General features: G+C 68.0%; 16 protein-coding genes. 13 read left to right on the top strand and 3 right to left on the bottom strand.

Going from position 1 to position 15,417, the window contains the following annotated elements; translation table 11 throughout:
• The first annotated feature begins 14 nt into the window (after positions 1–14).
• The 6 genes from G6N34_RS18160 (at position 15) to G6N34_RS18135 (ending at position 5,548) form a co-directional block, all read left to right on the top strand.
• Positions 15–521: a lipocalin family protein gene (locus tag G6N34_RS18160; protein ID WP_085149326.1), complete on the top strand. Its 507-nt coding sequence runs from the start codon at positions 15–17 to the stop codon at positions 519–521.
• A gap of 55 nt (positions 522–576) precedes the next feature.
• On the top strand, positions 577–2,103 hold the full coding sequence (locus tag G6N34_RS18155; protein ID WP_085149323.1) for an adenylate/guanylate cyclase domain-containing protein: 1,527 nt from the start codon (positions 577–579) through the stop codon (positions 2,101–2,103).
• A 62-nt stretch (positions 2,104–2,165) separates the two neighbouring features.
• On the top strand, positions 2,166–2,435 hold the full coding sequence (locus tag G6N34_RS18150) for a hypothetical protein (RefSeq protein ID WP_085149320.1): 270 nt from the start codon (positions 2,166–2,168) through the stop codon (positions 2,433–2,435).
• Positions 2,436–2,467: 32 nt separating this feature from the next.
• Positions 2,468–3,274: an enoyl-CoA hydratase gene (locus tag G6N34_RS18145; RefSeq protein WP_085149318.1), complete on the top strand. Its 807-nt coding sequence runs from the start codon at positions 2,468–2,470 to the stop codon at positions 3,272–3,274.
• 437 nt (positions 3,275–3,711) lie between these two features.
• On the top strand, positions 3,712–4,770 hold the full coding sequence (locus tag G6N34_RS18140) for a 3-deoxy-7-phosphoheptulonate synthase (protein ID WP_085149315.1): 1,059 nt from the start codon (positions 3,712–3,714) through the stop codon (positions 4,768–4,770).
• A 28-nt stretch (positions 4,771–4,798) separates the two neighbouring features.
• A complete protein-coding gene (locus tag G6N34_RS18135) occupies positions 4,799–5,548 on the top strand; it encodes an SDR family oxidoreductase (RefSeq protein ID WP_085149312.1) in 750 nt (249 codons plus the stop codon).
• Here the strand turns inward: G6N34_RS18135 and G6N34_RS18130 are convergent, their stop codons facing one another.
• A complete protein-coding gene (locus G6N34_RS18130) occupies positions 5,549–6,802 on the bottom strand; it encodes a DUF7373 family lipoprotein (RefSeq protein ID WP_085149309.1) in 1,254 nt (417 codons plus the stop codon). It lies immediately after the preceding gene.
• Between the two features lie 83 nt (positions 6,803–6,885).
• Between G6N34_RS18130 and G6N34_RS18125 the strand changes: the two genes are divergently transcribed.
• The 3 genes from G6N34_RS18125 to G6N34_RS18115 all read left to right on the top strand — a co-directional run bounded on the left by G6N34_RS18125 (position 6,886) and on the right by G6N34_RS18115 (position 10,121).
• The gene (locus G6N34_RS18125; RefSeq protein WP_085149306.1) at positions 6,886–7,623 is read left to right on the top strand and encodes a hypothetical protein; all 738 of its coding nucleotides are present in this window, start codon (positions 6,886–6,888) and stop codon (positions 7,621–7,623) included.
• Positions 7,624–7,639: 16 nt separating this feature from the next.
• Entirely contained in the window at positions 7,640–9,193 is a 1,554-nt protein-coding gene (locus G6N34_RS18120) for an HD domain-containing phosphohydrolase (protein ID WP_085149303.1), read from the top strand.
• Positions 9,194–9,263: 70 nt separating this feature from the next.
• On the top strand, positions 9,264–10,121 hold the full coding sequence (locus tag G6N34_RS18115) for a DUF4349 domain-containing protein (protein WP_407663278.1): 858 nt from the start codon (positions 9,264–9,266) through the stop codon (positions 10,119–10,121).
• Here G6N34_RS18115 and G6N34_RS18110 read toward each other — a convergent pair.
• Positions 10,046–10,336 carry a WhiB family transcriptional regulator gene (locus tag G6N34_RS18110; protein ID WP_085149298.1) on the bottom strand — a complete coding sequence of 97 codons (291 nt, stop codon included), beginning with the start codon at positions 10,334–10,336 and terminating at the stop codon, positions 10,046–10,048. The two genes, G6N34_RS18115 and G6N34_RS18110, sit on opposite strands and share 76 nt — an antisense overlap.
• A gap of 361 nt (positions 10,337–10,697) precedes the next feature.
• Here G6N34_RS18110 and G6N34_RS18105 point away from each other — a divergent pair, with 361 nt between their 5' ends.
• From G6N34_RS18105 to G6N34_RS18095, 3 genes are all read left to right on the top strand, one after another.
• Positions 10,698–11,498 (top strand): hypothetical protein, encoded by an 801-nt coding sequence (locus tag G6N34_RS18105; RefSeq protein ID WP_109788337.1) that lies wholly within the window; start codon positions 10,698–10,700, stop codon positions 11,496–11,498.
• 89 nt (positions 11,499–11,587) lie between these two features.
• Positions 11,588–12,166, top strand: coding sequence for a sigma-70 family RNA polymerase sigma factor (locus tag G6N34_RS18100; protein WP_085149293.1), 579 nt, complete (start codon positions 11,588–11,590; stop codon positions 12,164–12,166).
• Positions 12,159–13,301, top strand: coding sequence for an anti-sigma-D factor RsdA (locus G6N34_RS18095; RefSeq protein WP_085149289.1), 1,143 nt, complete (start codon positions 12,159–12,161; stop codon positions 13,299–13,301). Before G6N34_RS18100 ends, G6N34_RS18095 begins: the two co-directional genes overlap by 8 nt.
• Positions 13,302–13,317: 16 nt before the next feature.
• Here the strand turns inward: G6N34_RS18095 and G6N34_RS18090 are convergent, their stop codons facing one another.
• Complete coding sequence (locus tag G6N34_RS18090) at positions 13,318–13,722, bottom strand: DUF5319 domain-containing protein (RefSeq protein WP_085149286.1); 405 nt, start codon at positions 13,720–13,722, stop codon at positions 13,318–13,320.
• Between the two features lie 124 nt (positions 13,723–13,846).
• Here G6N34_RS18090 and guaB point away from each other — a divergent pair, with 124 nt between their 5' ends.
• Complete coding sequence (gene guaB, locus G6N34_RS18085; protein ID WP_085149283.1) at positions 13,847–15,397, top strand: IMP dehydrogenase; 1,551 nt, start codon at positions 13,847–13,849, stop codon at positions 15,395–15,397.
• Positions 15,398–15,417: the final 20 nt, after the last annotated feature.

The following is a 15,417-nucleotide window of genomic DNA, read 5'->3' as shown; positions in this document are numbered from 1 at the left end:
AAGGAGAAGTTTTCATGAGTCAGTCCGCCGTCACCTCCGTCGACGCTCTGGACCTCAACCGCTACAGCGGGCTGTGGTACGAGATCGGCCGGCTTCCGTTGCGCTGGGAGCAGGCCGAAGCCTCCGACATCACCGCCGAATACACGGTCCAGGACGACGGGAGTGTGCGCGTAGACAACCGGTGCCTCGACAAGAAGGGCGCGCCGTCTCAGGCGCTCGCCCGGGCCACCACGGTGCCGGGCAGGGCTGGCCGGCTGCAGGTGTCGTTCCTGCCGGAACTGCTGCGGTGGATCCCGTTCACCAAGGGCGACTACTGGGTGCTCAAGCTGGACGAGGACTACTCGGTGGCTCTGGTCGGCACCCCCGACCGCAAGAACCTGTGGCTGCTGGCCCGAGAACCTCAGGTCGACGACGCCACCGAGGCGGCTTACCTCGCAGAGGCGACACGGCAGGGGTACGACCTCACACAGTGGATCAGGCCGACGCAGTCCGGTCGTCGTGTGACCGACGACATGCTCTGACACCGACCCCCGAAACACCCCCGGTGTGACCGCCGGGGGTGTTTCGTTGATTGGCATGGATCGCATGTGGCAATGGACGTGGGATCGGTATAAGGCCAGTTACTCGTGGGCGTGCTGGGCGGTCATGTGGTCGCTGGCGCTGCCGGTCTATCTCGCTTGGTCGTTGGGCATCGTCGCGTTCGAGCGCTCTGATCGCTACGTCGAGGCGGCTGCGGTGACCGTGGCCGGCGTGGCGGCGTACCTGTATGTCGTGGCGCTTCCCGGCGGAAAGGCTGTCCGCGTCGTCGAGCGGTGGGCCGCCGGCGACGACGTCGACGGGGAGAGCGCATTGCGCGCCACCTACAGCTATGGCCGGAGCTTGATAGCGCGGGGCGTGGTCGTCACCGTGGTCTGGGTCGCGGCGCTCTTTGTCGGCGTCGGGATGATCGCCGGGGCGAGCGGCTGGCGTCTCATTCAGTACGCGATCCTGGGTGCGATTGCCGGGACTGCCGGCCAGCTGATCACTCTGCACAGCATCGTCGAAGCGACGCTGCGACCGGCCAGGGCGGCAATTGCCTCGAGTGCGGAGTTCGGCGACGTCCTGCCTCGCTCGCGCCCGACATTCGCCACCTGGACCAACGTCGCCATCCTCGCGGTCGGGTTCGCGTTCGCCGTGGCGGGCGCGATTCTGGGAGCCGTGTTCGACGTGGCCAGGCACGGTCCGGGACTCGCTGTCGCGCTCGGCGGTGCACTGGTGCTGGTCATCGGGCCGTCGCTGTGGGCGGCGTACTCGCCTCTGCTGCAACCGATCAGCGATCTCGCCGAAGGCACTGAGCGTGTCGCTGCCGGGGATTACAGCCAACGCCTGCCGGTGGTGCAGGATGACGATCTCGGCGCGCTGGCGGGCTCGTTCAACCGGATGCAGGCGGGTTTGGCTGAGCGGCAACGGCTTCAGGCGGCGTTCGGGACGTATGTGGATCCGGTGTTGGCGGCGCGGTTGCTGGAACAGAGCGACGACGTGTTCACCGGGGAGCGTCGGGAGGTGACGGTGATGTTCGTCGACATAAGGGATTTCACGCCGTGGGCCGAGGCCACCACTGCCGAGGACGCGGTGGCTCGGTTGAATGCGTTGTTTGAGATCGTGGTGCCCGCGGTGGTGGAGGCTGGCGGGCATGTGAACAAGTTCCTCGGTGATGGGGCGTTGGCGGTGTTCGGCGCGCCGAATGATCTTGTGGGTCATGCCGATGCGGCCCTGCGGTCGGCGGTGGAGATTGTGCGTCTGGTGCAGGAGTGGTTCAAGGGTGGGATTCGGGTCGGGATCGGGATCAACACCGGTGTGGTGATCGCCGGCACGATCGGTGGGGCGGGCAAGTTGGAGTTCACGTTGATCGGTGATGCGGTCAATGTGGCGGCTCGCGTCGAGCAACTGACCAAGGCCACCGGTGACGCGATACTGCTGACCGGGCAGACCGTCGACGCCCTGAACACGCGACCGCGCGAACTGGTGGACCGGGGTGCCCACGGGCTGAAGGGGAAGTCGGGCGTGACCAAGGTCTTCGCCCTCGCCGCGGATTCCGCGGCCTCGTCATCGCAGAATCGCTGAGCGACGGGGGTGTCAATGGGCTCGATCCCGCAGTAGGCTCGACTGCATCGAGGTGAAGTGAGATGAAGCTCAAAGACACACTCGCGATAGCGGTTCTGGCAGTCGGTCTGAGCGCCGGAGGCCTGATGGGGGCCAGCGTGGCCGTCGCCGCTCCGAACGCTCCCGGCATCGATTTTCCCCAGAAGCCCCATCACGGTGGGGATGACTGGGGCCCCGGGCCCGGGCGCGGACACGGACACGGGAACTGGGGGCCGGGCTGGGTCAACGGAATCGATGCCTGCGTCGGCGCCACCGGTCCGTACGGTTATGTCACGGGCTATGTGTGCATCTAGCGGCTGACGGTCGGTGCTAGCGTCCGTCGGTCATGGACCCACTGCTGCTGCAACGCCGTGACGATCGTGGCGTGGTCACGTTGACGTTGAACCGCCCCCAGGCCTTCAATGCCCTGTCTGAAGCGATGTTGTCGGCGCTCGGTGAGGCCTTCGACGCACTGGCCGAGGATCCGACGGTGCGCGTCGTCGTGCTCGGAGCGTCGGGGAAGGCGTTCTGCGCCGGCCATGACCTCAAGGAGATGCGGGCCGAGCCCTCGCTCGAGTACTACGAGCGCCTGTTCGCCCAGTGCACCGCCGTGATGCTGTCGATCCAGCGACTGCCGGTGCCCGTCATCGCGCGAGTCCACGGTCTCGCGACGGCCGCGGGCTGCCAACTGGTCGCGATGTGCGATCTCGCTGTCGCGAGCCACGACGCGCGCTTCGCGGTCAGCGGCGTCAATGCCGGACTGTTCTGCGCGACGCCCGGTGTCGCTCTGTCACGAAACGTTCCGCGCAAGACTGCTTTCGAGATGCTGGTCACTGGTGACTTCGTTTCCGCTGAACAGGCCAAGGTGTCGGGACTGGTCAACAGGGTGGTTGCGGCCGACGCGTTGGACGACGAGATCGAGACGCTGGTGGCAAGCATCGTCGCCAAGCCCGCGGTCGCCATCGCCATGGGCAAGACGTTGTTCTACCGGCAGATCGAGGTCGGTATGGCCGCCGCCTATGCGGATGCTGGCGCCGCCATGGCCTGCAACATGATGGAGCCCAGCGCACTCGAGGGCGTTCAGGCATTCATCGACAAGCGCACGCCCGACTGGGCGAAAGCGCGGGCGACGAGGACGCGCGATGCCCTGTGAACCCGTTGGCATGCATGTCGGACAGGAAGCCCTCCTCGTCGGGTTCGACCGCGGCTCGAGCTATCGCAATCCGCGCCCCTGCGGCTGCATCAGCAAACATTGTGATGACACCCTTCCTGGGGCTGAACGCTATTTTCTCCGGAGATCCTGTGGCCACAGCCATGTCGAACGTGGAGCCGTGGGCAACGCCGATACCGTGACCCCTCACAGGTGCCGGTTTGGCCGTCGTCGAATGCCGGTATAACCTGGACGCCGTGAACATCGGTGTGTGTGCCAGCTATTGGCGCTTTATGGAGGCTCCGGGCGGAGCCGACAAAGCGCAGCACTAACGCACGCATTCCCCCGGAGCCCAGGCAGTGACCGTCAGGTTGCTGCCTTTCGTCATTCAAGGGCACCGGGTTTCCGCAGGTGTCCACATCAGAAAGGCACCCAAGGACATGAACCTCGCTCAGACCGCCGCGGCTCCCGCGACGTCAGACCGCCGGATCCGCAGCTTCAGCGAGATCCCCAGCCCGCACGACGTGCTCACGGAGTTCCCGCTGGGCGGCCGCCGGGCGGAACGCGTCGCCCGCGACCGCGACGAGATCGCCGCGATCCTCGCCGGCCGTGACGACCGCCTGCTGGTCGTGGTCGGGCCCTGCTCAGTGCATGACCCCGCGGCCGCACTGGAGTACGCAAGTCGACTCGTGAAGGTGGCCGAGGAGCTCAAGGACAGCCTCAAGATCGTGATGCGGGTCTACTTCGAGAAGCCGCGCACGACGGTGGGGTGGAAGGGCCTGATCAACGATCCCGATATGGATGGCACCTTCGACGTCGCCCGTGGTCTGCGCGTCGCACGCCAACTGCTCCTCGACATCATCGACATCGGCCTTCCGGTGGGCTGCGAGTTCCTGGAGCCCACCAGCCCCCAGTACATCGCCGACGCGGTCGCCTGGGGCGCGATCGGCGCACGCACCACGGAGTCGCAGGTGCACCGCCAACTGGCGTCGGGCCTGTCGATGCCGGTGGGGTTCAAGAACGGCACCGACGGCAACATCCAGGTTGCGGTGGACGGCGCGAAATCCGCTGCCGCACAGCATGTCTTCTTCGGCATGGATGACATGGGCCGCGGCGCGGTCGTGAGCACCGAGGGCAACGAGGACTGCCACGTCATTCTGCGCGGCGGCACCGGTGGTCCCAACTTCGATGCGGAGTCGGTGCGCGAAGCCGCCGACAGGCTCGCCAAGGCCGGTCTGCCCGGACGTGTGGTGATCGACTGCAGCCACGCCAATTCCGGCAAGGACCACATCCGCCAGGCCGGCGTCGCCGACGAGGTGGCGCAGTTGGTGCGCGACGGCCTGCCGATCAGTGGCGTCATGCTGGAGAGCTTCCTGGTGGCCGGCGCTCAGGCTCCCGAGGCGAAGCCGCTGACCTACGGCCAGTCGGTCACCGACAAATGCATGGACTGGGCGGCGACGGATCTGGTGCTGCGAGGGCTGGCCAAGCGCGCCGACTGAGACGACACTGAGGGCTGGGAGGCCCATCATGCGTGTTGCAGTGGCCGGCGCGACCGGCAACATCGGTGCTCGAACCGCGGCTGTGCTCGAACGGGACGGTCATGAGGTGGTCCGGATCAGTCGGTCCCGTGGGGTCGACCTGATCACGGGCGACGGTCTGGACGTCGCGCTGCAGGGTGTGGCCGCGGTGATCGACACGATCAGCTCGCCGCCGATCAGCCCCGAGGAGACCCGTGACTACTTCGGTGCCACCACGACGAACCTGTTGGCCGCCGAGGCGCGCGCGGGAGTGGGGCACCATGTGCTGCTGTCGATCGTCGGGATCAACAGAATTGACGGCGGCACAGCACATTACGTCGGCAAGCGGGAGCAGGAGCGGCTGATCGAAGCGGGTCCGGTGCCGTGGACGATTGTGCCCGCCACGCAGTTCCACGATTTCGCCGGGTTGGCCAGCAGTTGGACCGAGTGCGAGGGTGTCGCGACCATCGCGCCACTTCTGATCCAGCCGATCGCTCCCGACGACATTGCCGCGGTGTTGGCCGAGGTGGCGACGGGCGCACCGCAGGGCAGGCACGTGGACGTCGCCGGGCCCGAGACGCAGGACCTCGTCGACATGGCCCGTCGCACCAACACCGTGCTGGGCAGGGACGTCAAGCTGGTTCCGACGTGGTCGGGTCCGTTGGATCTGTCCTTGGCCGGCAACGTGCTGCTGCCCGGCCCGGGCGCGCGTATCGCGCCGACGACCTTCGAGCAGTGGCTGGCCGCGGGCGCGAGTTAGTCAGCGGCCCGCCAGGATTCGGTACTGCGCCGAAATCTGCTGCTGGGCATCGGTCAGGTCGCTCGAGAACACCGTGAACGCGAACCGATCGGTGAAGGCGACGCACTTGTGCTGCCAGCGCACCCGCTGCCAGGAGATCGCGGACGTGCTGGATTCGCCCCGGGCCCGGGTGTAACAGCGGGCCTGCGGAAGTCCCTTCACGGGACGCGCCGGACTCACGCCCGGTTCGGCGCTGGCCTGCTCGCCGAGCCCGGCCGCGACCTTGCGGGCCGCCTCGTCGTCGCGGGCCCGGTACACCGTGGCCCGGCGTTGTGACACGTAATCCACGCCGCCGTCGCGGAACAGCACCGCCGACTTCACCGGGTCGGTCTCGAAGTGCACCCAGGCCTCCGAAGGCCAGGCGCCCATATTTGCGGGTGCCTGGTTGTCCAGGTTCCACAGGGTGGCGGCCAGCATCTGGCCGGTGGGGTCCATGGGGAGGTCGCCCAGCTTCTCGATGGGGGTGGGTTTGAAAGTGTCGATCCGTTTCCTCTGGTCGCCGATGACCCCCTGAATCAGCGCTTTGGGGGAGTGGGACATCTCCCCGGGAACACGTTTGACCCAAGCGCGATTGATGAAGACATACGACTTGTACGGCGTGAAGGACTCCACGATTTCACCGGTCCCCGGGTTCTCGTAGATCGTGGCCAACGCATCGGGATGACCTACGTCGACCGGCGTCCGCGGGCTCGCACCGGGCGGCAGGGGGTTCTTCTCGGCCATCTCACGTGCCGCGGCGGCGGCCCCCGCGGGATCCGCGAAGCGGACCACCATGTTGAGCAACGAACCCGTGGGGGTGGCGTCGGAGAAGCGCAGCGTCGAAAAGGCCGTCACGAACCCGTGAGCGCCCATGACATCGGCCAGTTCGTTCGGGATCGCGCCGGCGGACTTGACGATGTCGATCGTCGGCAGAGGCAGGGTGCTCGACGTCAGCAGGACATCGCCCCGGCTGCGGAACGCGTTGTTGACCTGCCAGGGCCCCACCACGAAGCTGGCCATCCGATGGGCCTCCACGATGTTCCCCGAGGTGGGGGAGACCTCGCCGGCGGTGGCGAACGGCGGACCCGCAGCCACCGCGTAGTCGCCCGTGTCCAACACCGCCACGTCGACACCGTCGTTGTCCGACGACCCGGTCTGTGTGATCGCATTGCCTTCGACGGCGGCCGAGCAGCCTGTGACGAGCAGTGCGGCCATGAGGCTGACGAGGAGTCTCATGCCTACAGCATGTCTCATGCCGGCCGAAGAGATGAGGCAACCGCCCCATGCGGTCCCCGTCGGAGGAGCGCGACGATCGCGCTATGACTCATTCACACACACCACAGACAGCTGCCGCCGAGGTGGCAGCTGCCCCGTCTCTCCCGTCCGGCGACGGCGACCGGTTCACGGTCTTCGGCGTCATGGGCCTGCCCTTCGCCAGCGGTCACTATCTGGCGCTGCGCGACTTTCCCGCGGCATCCTTTCTGCCGCCGTCGATTCCGGGCTACCGGTCGGTGTGGCACCGCGATCCCGAAGGCGTGTGGACGTTCTACGCCACCACGCCGGGGCCCCTCAGCTGCGCCCGGTACTTCAGTTCCGCCACGTCGGTCGACGCCGTCCAGTGCCCCATCGAGACGCACTGGGACGACGACTACACCCTGACGGTGACGATCCCCGAGAAGCTGCGGTGGACCGTGGCCTTTCGTGCGACACCCACGACCCGACTGCTCAGCCGCATCGGCACGACGCTGCCCGAACGCGCGTGGACGAGTTCCTCGGCGCTGGGTGTCATCGGCCGCTCGGCCGGAATGCTCCTGGGTGCAGGTCAGATCCGTCTGGCCGGGGCCTCCCCCAACGGACAGCGGTTCCGCGTCGCGCCCAAACAGATGTGGGAGGTCTGCGCGTCCCACGCCGAATTGGACGGCGTCGACCTGGGTTCCGTCGCACCATTGCGCACACAGGCCCGCCTCGGTGACTTCCGGTTGCCGCAACGAGGGCTGGGCGTCGTGGGCCAGGCGCGATTCAGTCAGGCCGCGAACGCTGCGCTGGCACGCACCTGAGGAGCACAATCGGCCGATGGACTCCGAAAGCGGTCCCAGCCGAGCCGAACTGCTCGCCGCACTGTCGGTGGCGGTCGACCTCGGTCTGGGACAGCCTGCCGAGCACATGCTGCGCTCGGCCCTGATCGGCACGCGCATCGCCGACCGCCTGGGCCTGGACCGGGAAACCCGCGACGTCATCTACTACTCGACGCTGATCATGTGGATCGGCTGTCACGCCGACTCCCACGAATACGCCCGCTGGTTCGGTGACGACATCGCGGTGCGCCACGATTCGTACTTCGTCGACTGGTCGGGGATTCCGTATCTCCGGTTCGTGCTGTCGAACGTCGCCAGAGGCGAACCGTTGGTGCGCAGGCTGTCGGTGTTGACGACGCTGGTCGCCGGCGCCCGTGGTCATATCGCCCAGCTGATCCATTCGCACTGTGCGTCCGCGGTGCTGCTGGCTGAGCGCATGGGGCTCAGCCCGGCGGTCCAGGAGGCGCTGCGGTTCACGTTCGAGCGGTACGACGGCGGCGGCCTGCCCTGCGGCGTGAGTGGCGACGCCATCCCGATTGCGATGCGCGTCGCTCAAGTCGCGGACATGACTGAGGTCCACCACCGCGTGGGCGGGGTCGACAAGGCCGTGGCGATGGTGACCGACCGTCGCCGCGGTCAGTTCGATCCCGACATCGTCGACGTCGTCGTCAGGGATGCCGAGCAGATCCTCGCGGGGCCCGGGGCAGGGGACAGCTGGGCCGCGGCACTGCACGAGGCGCCCGACCGCGACGAACATCTCGACGACGACGGACTCGACGCGCTGTTGTGTGCACTCGGCGACTTCGTCGACCTCAAATGTCCTTTCATGCTTGGGCATTCGCGTGGCGTGGCGCGGCTGGCCGCAGACGCCGTCGCGGTCGCGGGACTGGACGCCGCAGTGGCGACACGAGCCCGCCGGGCCGGGCACGTGCACGATCTGGGACGGATCGGGATCTCCAACCAGATCTGGTCCAAGGCGGGCGAACTCACGCCCGCGCAGTTCGAGCGGGTCCGCCTGCATCCGTATCTGACGACGCGGATCCTGCGTCAGGTCAGCGGCCTGGAGCACATCGCGAGACTGGCCGGAACCCACCACGAACATCTCGATGGGTCCGGCTACCCGACCGGGCTTGCCGGACCTGCCCTCGGTCTGCCCGACAGGATCCTGGCCGCCGCGGTCGCCTATCAGTCGGCGCTGGAACCGCGTCCGTACCGATCCGAGATGTCGCCAGACGACGCGCAACGCCGATTGGCCGCCCGCGTCGCCGCCGGGGAACTCGACGGCGTCGCGGCCGACGCGGTGCTGTACGCCGCTGGGCGGTTGCCGCGGCGCCCCACCGGGGGATCGGGGCGGCTGACACCGCGCGAGATTGAGGTGCTGCGTCTGGTGGCCGGCGGCGCCTCCAACAAGCAGATCGCGGTCCGCCTGGTGATCAGTGAGAAGACCGCGCGCAACCACGTCGAACGGATCTACGCCAAGGTCGGCGTGTCGAACCGGATCGGCGCGAGCATGTACGCGCTGCAGCACGGCATTGCCGGAACCCCCCGCTGATCGCTACCTTGCAGGCATGACCGTGGGGACGGGGTGGATCCGCTGGGTTTCGCCGGTGCTGCTGTTGATCGTGGCATTGACTGGGTGTGCTGGAGGTTCCCCCGGCGAGATCTCCAGCGGGCCGGCGCTGGCCCCGGAGGACGCCAAGATGGCGCCCGCACCAGCCTCCGGCCCCCAACCGCAGGAGTCTGCGGTCACACGTGACGTGGTCAAGACCGCGTCGATTGTGATCACCGTGCCCGACACCTCGGCGGCGGCTGACCGCGCCGCGGTGATCGCCGAAGATTCCGGGGGCCGCGTCGACAGCCGGACCGAGGACGCGGGTTCGGGGTCCGGACGCGCGTCCGCGGCTGTGGTGCTGCGAGTCCCGGCCGACCGATTGGACGAGGTCCTCCGTGAGCTCAAGGACCTCGGCGTCGTCGAGTCGACCGACACCCGCGCCGACGATGTGACCTCGCAACGGGTCGATCTCGACGCCCGCATCAAGGCGCTGCAGACGTCGGTCGATCGACTGCTGGCGATCATGCGGGACGCCGCGGATCCGGAGGCACTGATCGCGGCCGAGAACGCGCTGTCACAGCGCCAGGCCGATTTGGACAGCCTGCGTGCGCAGCGCACGCAGTTGGGGGAACAGGTCGACTACAGCACGGTCGACGTCAACTTCGTCGCCGAGCAGATCGGCGGACCCGCACCCCAGCGCTACTCCGGTTTCCTCGGAGAGGTTCACCGGGGCTGGGATGCGTTGGTCGGCCTCGTGAAGGATCTGGTCCTGCTGCTCGGCTGGTGGCTGCCGTGGCTGGGCGCGCTGGTGGTGGCGGCCGCCCTGGTCTACGGCGTGGTCGTGGTGTTGCGTCAGGCGCTGCGGCGGATGCCGCGCTTGAGCAGCAGCTCGCGCTCGGACTCGGACAACCCGCCCCAGATTCCGTAGGGCTCTCCGACGGCCAGCGCGTGCGAACGGCACTGGGCGATCACCGGGCAGCGCCGGCACATCTCCTTGGCGCGCATCTCACGCTGCGCACGGGCCCGGCCACGCTCGCCGTCCGGATGGAAGAACATCGAGGATTCGACACCCCGGCACATGCCCTGCATCTGCCAATCCCAGATGTCAGCATTGGGCCCGGGTAGTTGCTGCGGCTGCGGCATAGTTAAACCCCTTGTCGCCGAGTTCCGTTGCCTTGCATAGGAACGTGGGTTCGAGTGCTGTCGCCGATGACTACTCGATTGCCTCCACAAAGTAGAAGCGGGCATGAAAGCGCGTCAATAGCCACCCCCTGTGCGCAATGACATAGCCGCAGCGTGAGAATTTACGTCACGTTCATCATTTGAGAGGTTATGTGGCGCGAACCGTGCTAATGCGGGCTCTTCGAATCACTCTGAACCTGAATAGGCCCAGTTCGGCGACGACGCGCGACACCGCCGGTTTCCTGCCGATCAATAGGCAGTTGACACGCTCGTAACATTCGCAAGACGAACTGTTAACCCGAGAATTGGTAGCGTGCGGGCGGTGTCCCGGTCATTCTCGTCCGTCAGCCTCGAAAGCGCAGCGTTCGGCGAATGTCCTGGCACCTGGCCGCTGCCGGCCGCCGAGGCCCCGGCCGAAGCCTGGTGGCGCGCTGTCGCCGCGGCCGGCCAGGGGCACTACGGGCAGGCCTACAGCGAACTGGCCGGCGTCCGTCGGTGTGAGCTGGACGGCCCGCTGCGGTCCTTGGCCCTGAGCACCCACGCATCGCTGCTGCGCCAGTTGGGCTGGCACGGCCTGGCTCGCGGCTGGGACGGCCGCGCGCTGCTGGCCGCAGGCGACGACGTCGAAGCGCGGTTGGACGCACTGGTGGGCCTGGCCGCCGATGCCCTCGGGATGGCGCGGTTCGCCGCATCCGAACGACTGCTGTTCGCCGCCCGCGACGTCATGGCCGACGGCGGACACCCCGACCGGGCGGCCGTGCGGGTGCAGTGGGTCAGCGCGGAACTGGCGATGGCCACAGGCCACGGGGACACCGCACTCGACCATGCCCGTCGCGGAGTCGAACTGGCGCAGGGGCAGCGGTCCGTACGGCACCGGGTCAAGAGCGACGTCGTCCTGGCGGCCGCGCTGTGCTGCGCCGGTCGCGTCGACGACGCCAGGACCCACGCCGAGAAAGTCCTGGACGAGACCGCGCACCACGGGCTGATTCCGCTGCACTGGGCCGTCGCCAGCCTGCTGTGCGGCATCGGCAGCGCGACGCGCCCAGACGCCGAGATCGCGCAGATCCGCGACGCCGCCGCGAAGTTGGTGGAACATCGCGGGGGAGTCTGGTGCGCGCGGTGACCGTCGTGGCCCGCGCCCGCGCCGTTATTGTTTAGCCAGCCCCGCCGCCGGTATATGTCCGGCTCGTAACGTTGGAGATACCGCCGTCGATGACAATTCCAGGAGAACGTCTCGACGCTGTCGTTGCTCAGGCAGTGGCTGGCGATCGTGATGCGCTCCGGGAAGTGCTGGAGACCATCCGCCCGATCGTGGTTCGGTATTGCCGGGCTCGTGTCGGAACCGCGGAGCGCAGTGGCCTCTCAGCTGACGACGTCGCACAGGAGGTGTGCTTGGCCGCCATGATGGCGCTGCCGCGCTACCAGGATCAGGGACGACCGTTCCTGGCATTCGTGTACGGCATCGCTGCCCACAAGGTTGCTGACGCGCATCGCGCGGCGGCCCGTAATCGTGCGGAACCCACGGACTCCGTGCCGGAGCGGTACTCCCTGGAGAGCGGGCCCGAGCAGATGGCGATCAACGTCGACGCGGGGGAGCGCATGAATGCGCTGCTGCAGGTGCTGCCCGAGAAGCAGCGCGAGATCCTGATCCTGCGCGTCGTGGTCGGCCTGTCCGCCGAGGAGACGGCGGAGGCCGTCGGCAGTACCGCAGGAGCCGTTCGGGTCGCCCAGCACCGTGCATTGGCGAAGCTGAAAACGCAGATCACGGCGACGGGGTACGACTATGCCTGATTTCGCCTCCGGGCCCGAGTCGCTCGAAGACATCGCCCGCACCGACATGCTTCTCGACGCGTTGGCCGGGCAGCGCCGGGTCCGTCCCGCGGACCGCGCCGATGCCGAACTGTTCGCTCTGCTTGAGGGCTGGCGCGACGACGTCCGGACCCCGTCGTCGTCCCGGATGGTGACCGAGGACCAGGCCGCCGCGGCGCTCGAGGACGGGTTGGCCGCGCGCCGGCCCACTCAGCGCGGATCGCGTCGTGGTCTGACCCTGGTCGCCTCGACGGCCGCGGCTGTGTTGGGCATCGGCGGATTCGGCGCACTGGTGGGTGGTGCCCAACCGGGCGATGCCATGTACGGGCTGCGCACGGCGCTGTTCGGTGAGTCGCAGGGCGTGCGCGACGATCGCGTGACGCTCGCCGCGCAGACCAAGATGGCCGAGGTTGCGCGCCTGATCGAAACGGGTGACTGGGAGCAGGCCCAGGCCAAGCTGGCCGAGGTGACGTCGTCGGTGGAGTCCGTCGACAACGTCGAGGCCAAGACCGACCTGATCCAGCAGTACAACGAGCTGAGCGTCAAGGTCGGCACCCGCGATCCCAACGCGAGCCTTCCGGTCGTCGCGCCGGGCGAAGTGCCCGTACCGCCGCCGCCCGGGGTCACGCTGCTGGAACTGCCTCCGGTGACGAGCACGGTGCCGAGCACGGACGTGACTGTGCCGAGCGAGACTCCCGCCACCACGACGCCACTGTCCACGGAACCCTCGGAGACGTCGGTGCCCCCGACGGAGTCGTCGGAGCCGACTGAGCCCGCGACGGAGCCTGCGCAACCCTCGGGCACCGAGACCGCGCCGTCCACCGCGGTCACCACGGCTCCGACCGCGACGAGCACGGCGCCCACCCTGACGACCACCCCGCCCACCACGACGACCACAACGACGGCTGCGGTGGCGCCGGCCCTGGAGGCACCGCCGACCAGCGTGCCGTCGGCGGCCGTGACGCCGGGATCGTCGTTGCGGACCGTGCCGACGTCGGCGAGTCCGGTCGAGGCCGCCGAGGAGGCGCCTCAGAGCGGAAACAGCATCACCACGACGACGGTGCCTGGCGATGTCATCGAAATCCCGGTGCCGGGAGCAGACGAAGAGGAGAGCTGATCAGGCGTGCGCCTGATCAGCGATATCCGTCACTTTCCGAGGCCGCCTCGTTGAGAGACGCATCGGCGTAGCCCCGGCAGTAGTCCCACGTCACATAGGCGTCGGGTTCGGGGTCATAAGCGGGCTCGTGCGGGCGGACGGTGCCGTCCACCAGAAGCTGCAGCAGGTTGGCGCGCAGCATGTCCCAGTCGTGGTAGTGGTCCTGCTGGCATTCGTCACAGCAGACCACGAGCCCGCGAATCCCCTTGTGCGCCAACAGGGATTCGTAGACCGCCAGATCGCCGAGATCGGCTTCGACGGCAGCGCGCTCCTGAGGATCCAGCGGCTGCCCCGGCTCGATGGCGTCCAGCGCGGCCGACGGATCGTAGGGGTCGTCGGCGAACGGATCTGGCGGCAATCCCGGAGGTAGATGGTCGCGCACGCCTCTACAGTACGCAGACCCGCTGGGCTAGGCCAGCGATACCCGGGGTGAGGCATGGCGGCATCCGTCCTGCGAGCCGATAGGATGTCCTCATCGCCCGCATGCCTTAGTGGAGGCCCCCTTAATGGCTCGACCCCTGTCTGACGCCGAGCACACCGCCGTGCCCACCGGTGGGGATGACCCGCACAAGATCGCGATGCTGGGACTGACTTTCGACGACGTCCTCCTGCTTCCCGCCGCGTCGGACATCATTCCCGCCACGGCCGACACCTCGAGCCAGCTGACCCGCAACATCCGCCTCAAGGTGCCGTTGGTCAGCTCGGCCATGGACACCGTGACCGAGTCCCGGATGGCGATTGCGATGGCCCGCGCGGGCGGCATGGGTGTGCTGCACCGCAACCTGCCGCTGGCCGAGCAGGCCGGCCAGGTGGAGACCGTCAAGCGGTCCGAGGCCGGCATGGTGACCGACCCGGTGACGTGCTCACCCAACAACACGCTGGCCGAGGTCGACGCGATGTGCGCCCGGTTCCGTATCTCGGGCCTGCCTGTCGTCGACGACAACGGCTCTCTGGTGGGCATCATCACCAACCGCGACATGCGCTTCGAGGTGGACCTGAACAAGCCGGTCTCCGAGGTCATGACTAAGGCGCCGCTGATCACCGCGCGCGAGGGTGTCACCGCGGACGCCGCACTGGGACTCCTTCGCCGCAACAAGATCGAGAAGCTCCCGATCGTCGACGGGAACGGCAAGCTCACGGGCCTGATCACCGTCAAGGACTTCGTCAAGACCGAACAGCATCCGCTGGCCACCAAGGACAGGGACGGCCGCCTGCTCGTCGGCGCCGCAGTGGGTGTCGGTGACGACGCCTGGGAGCGGTCGATGGCGCTGGTCGACGCCGGTGTCGACGTGCTGATCGTCGACACCGCGCATGCGCACAACCGCCGCGTCCTGGACATGGTCAGCAAGCTCAAGGGTGAGGTCGGGGAACGCGTCGATGTCGTCGGCGGCAACGTCGCCACCCGGGGCGCGTCCGCCGCACTCATCGAAGCCGGCGCCGACGCGGTCAAGGTCGGCGTGGGCCCCGGATCGATCTGCACCACCCGCGTCGTGGCCGGCGTGGGCGCACCCCAGATCACCGCGATCCTCGAGGCCGTCGCGGTGTGCAAGCCCGCGGGTGTACCCGTGATCGCCGACGGTGGCCTGCAGTACTCGGGTGACATCGCCAAGGCGCTGGCCGCAGGCGCGTCGACGGCCATGCTGGGCTCGCTGCTCGCGGGCACGGCCGAGTCGCCCGGCGACCTGATCTTCGTCAACGGCAAGCAGTTCAAGAGCTACCGCGGCATGGGGTCGCTCGGAGCGATGCAGGGGCGCGGCGCCGCGGGCGCGGTCCGTGGGTCGTTCTCCAAGGACCGCTACTTCCAGGACGACGTGCTCTCCGAAGACAAGCTCGTGCCCGAGGGCATCGAGGGCCGGGTGCCGTTCCGTGGTCCGCTGTCGACCGTGATCCACCAGCTCACGGGCGGTCTGCGGGCTTCGATGGGCTACACCGGAGCGGCCACCATCGAGGACCTGCAGCAGGCGCAGTTCGTGAGGATCACGCCGGCGGGGCTCAAGGAGAGCCACCCGCACGACATCACGATGACCGTCGAAGCACCGAACTACTACTCGCGCTAAGGGGGACCAGTCCGTGCGCG

It is taken from the genome of Mycolicibacterium confluentis (genome assembly GCF_010729895.1).
Lineage (GTDB): Bacteria > Actinomycetota > Actinomycetes > Mycobacteriales > Mycobacteriaceae > Mycobacterium > Mycobacterium confluentis.
The sequence above is the reverse complement of the archived record's forward strand: the minus strand, read 5'-3'. Positions and strand labels throughout refer to the sequence as shown.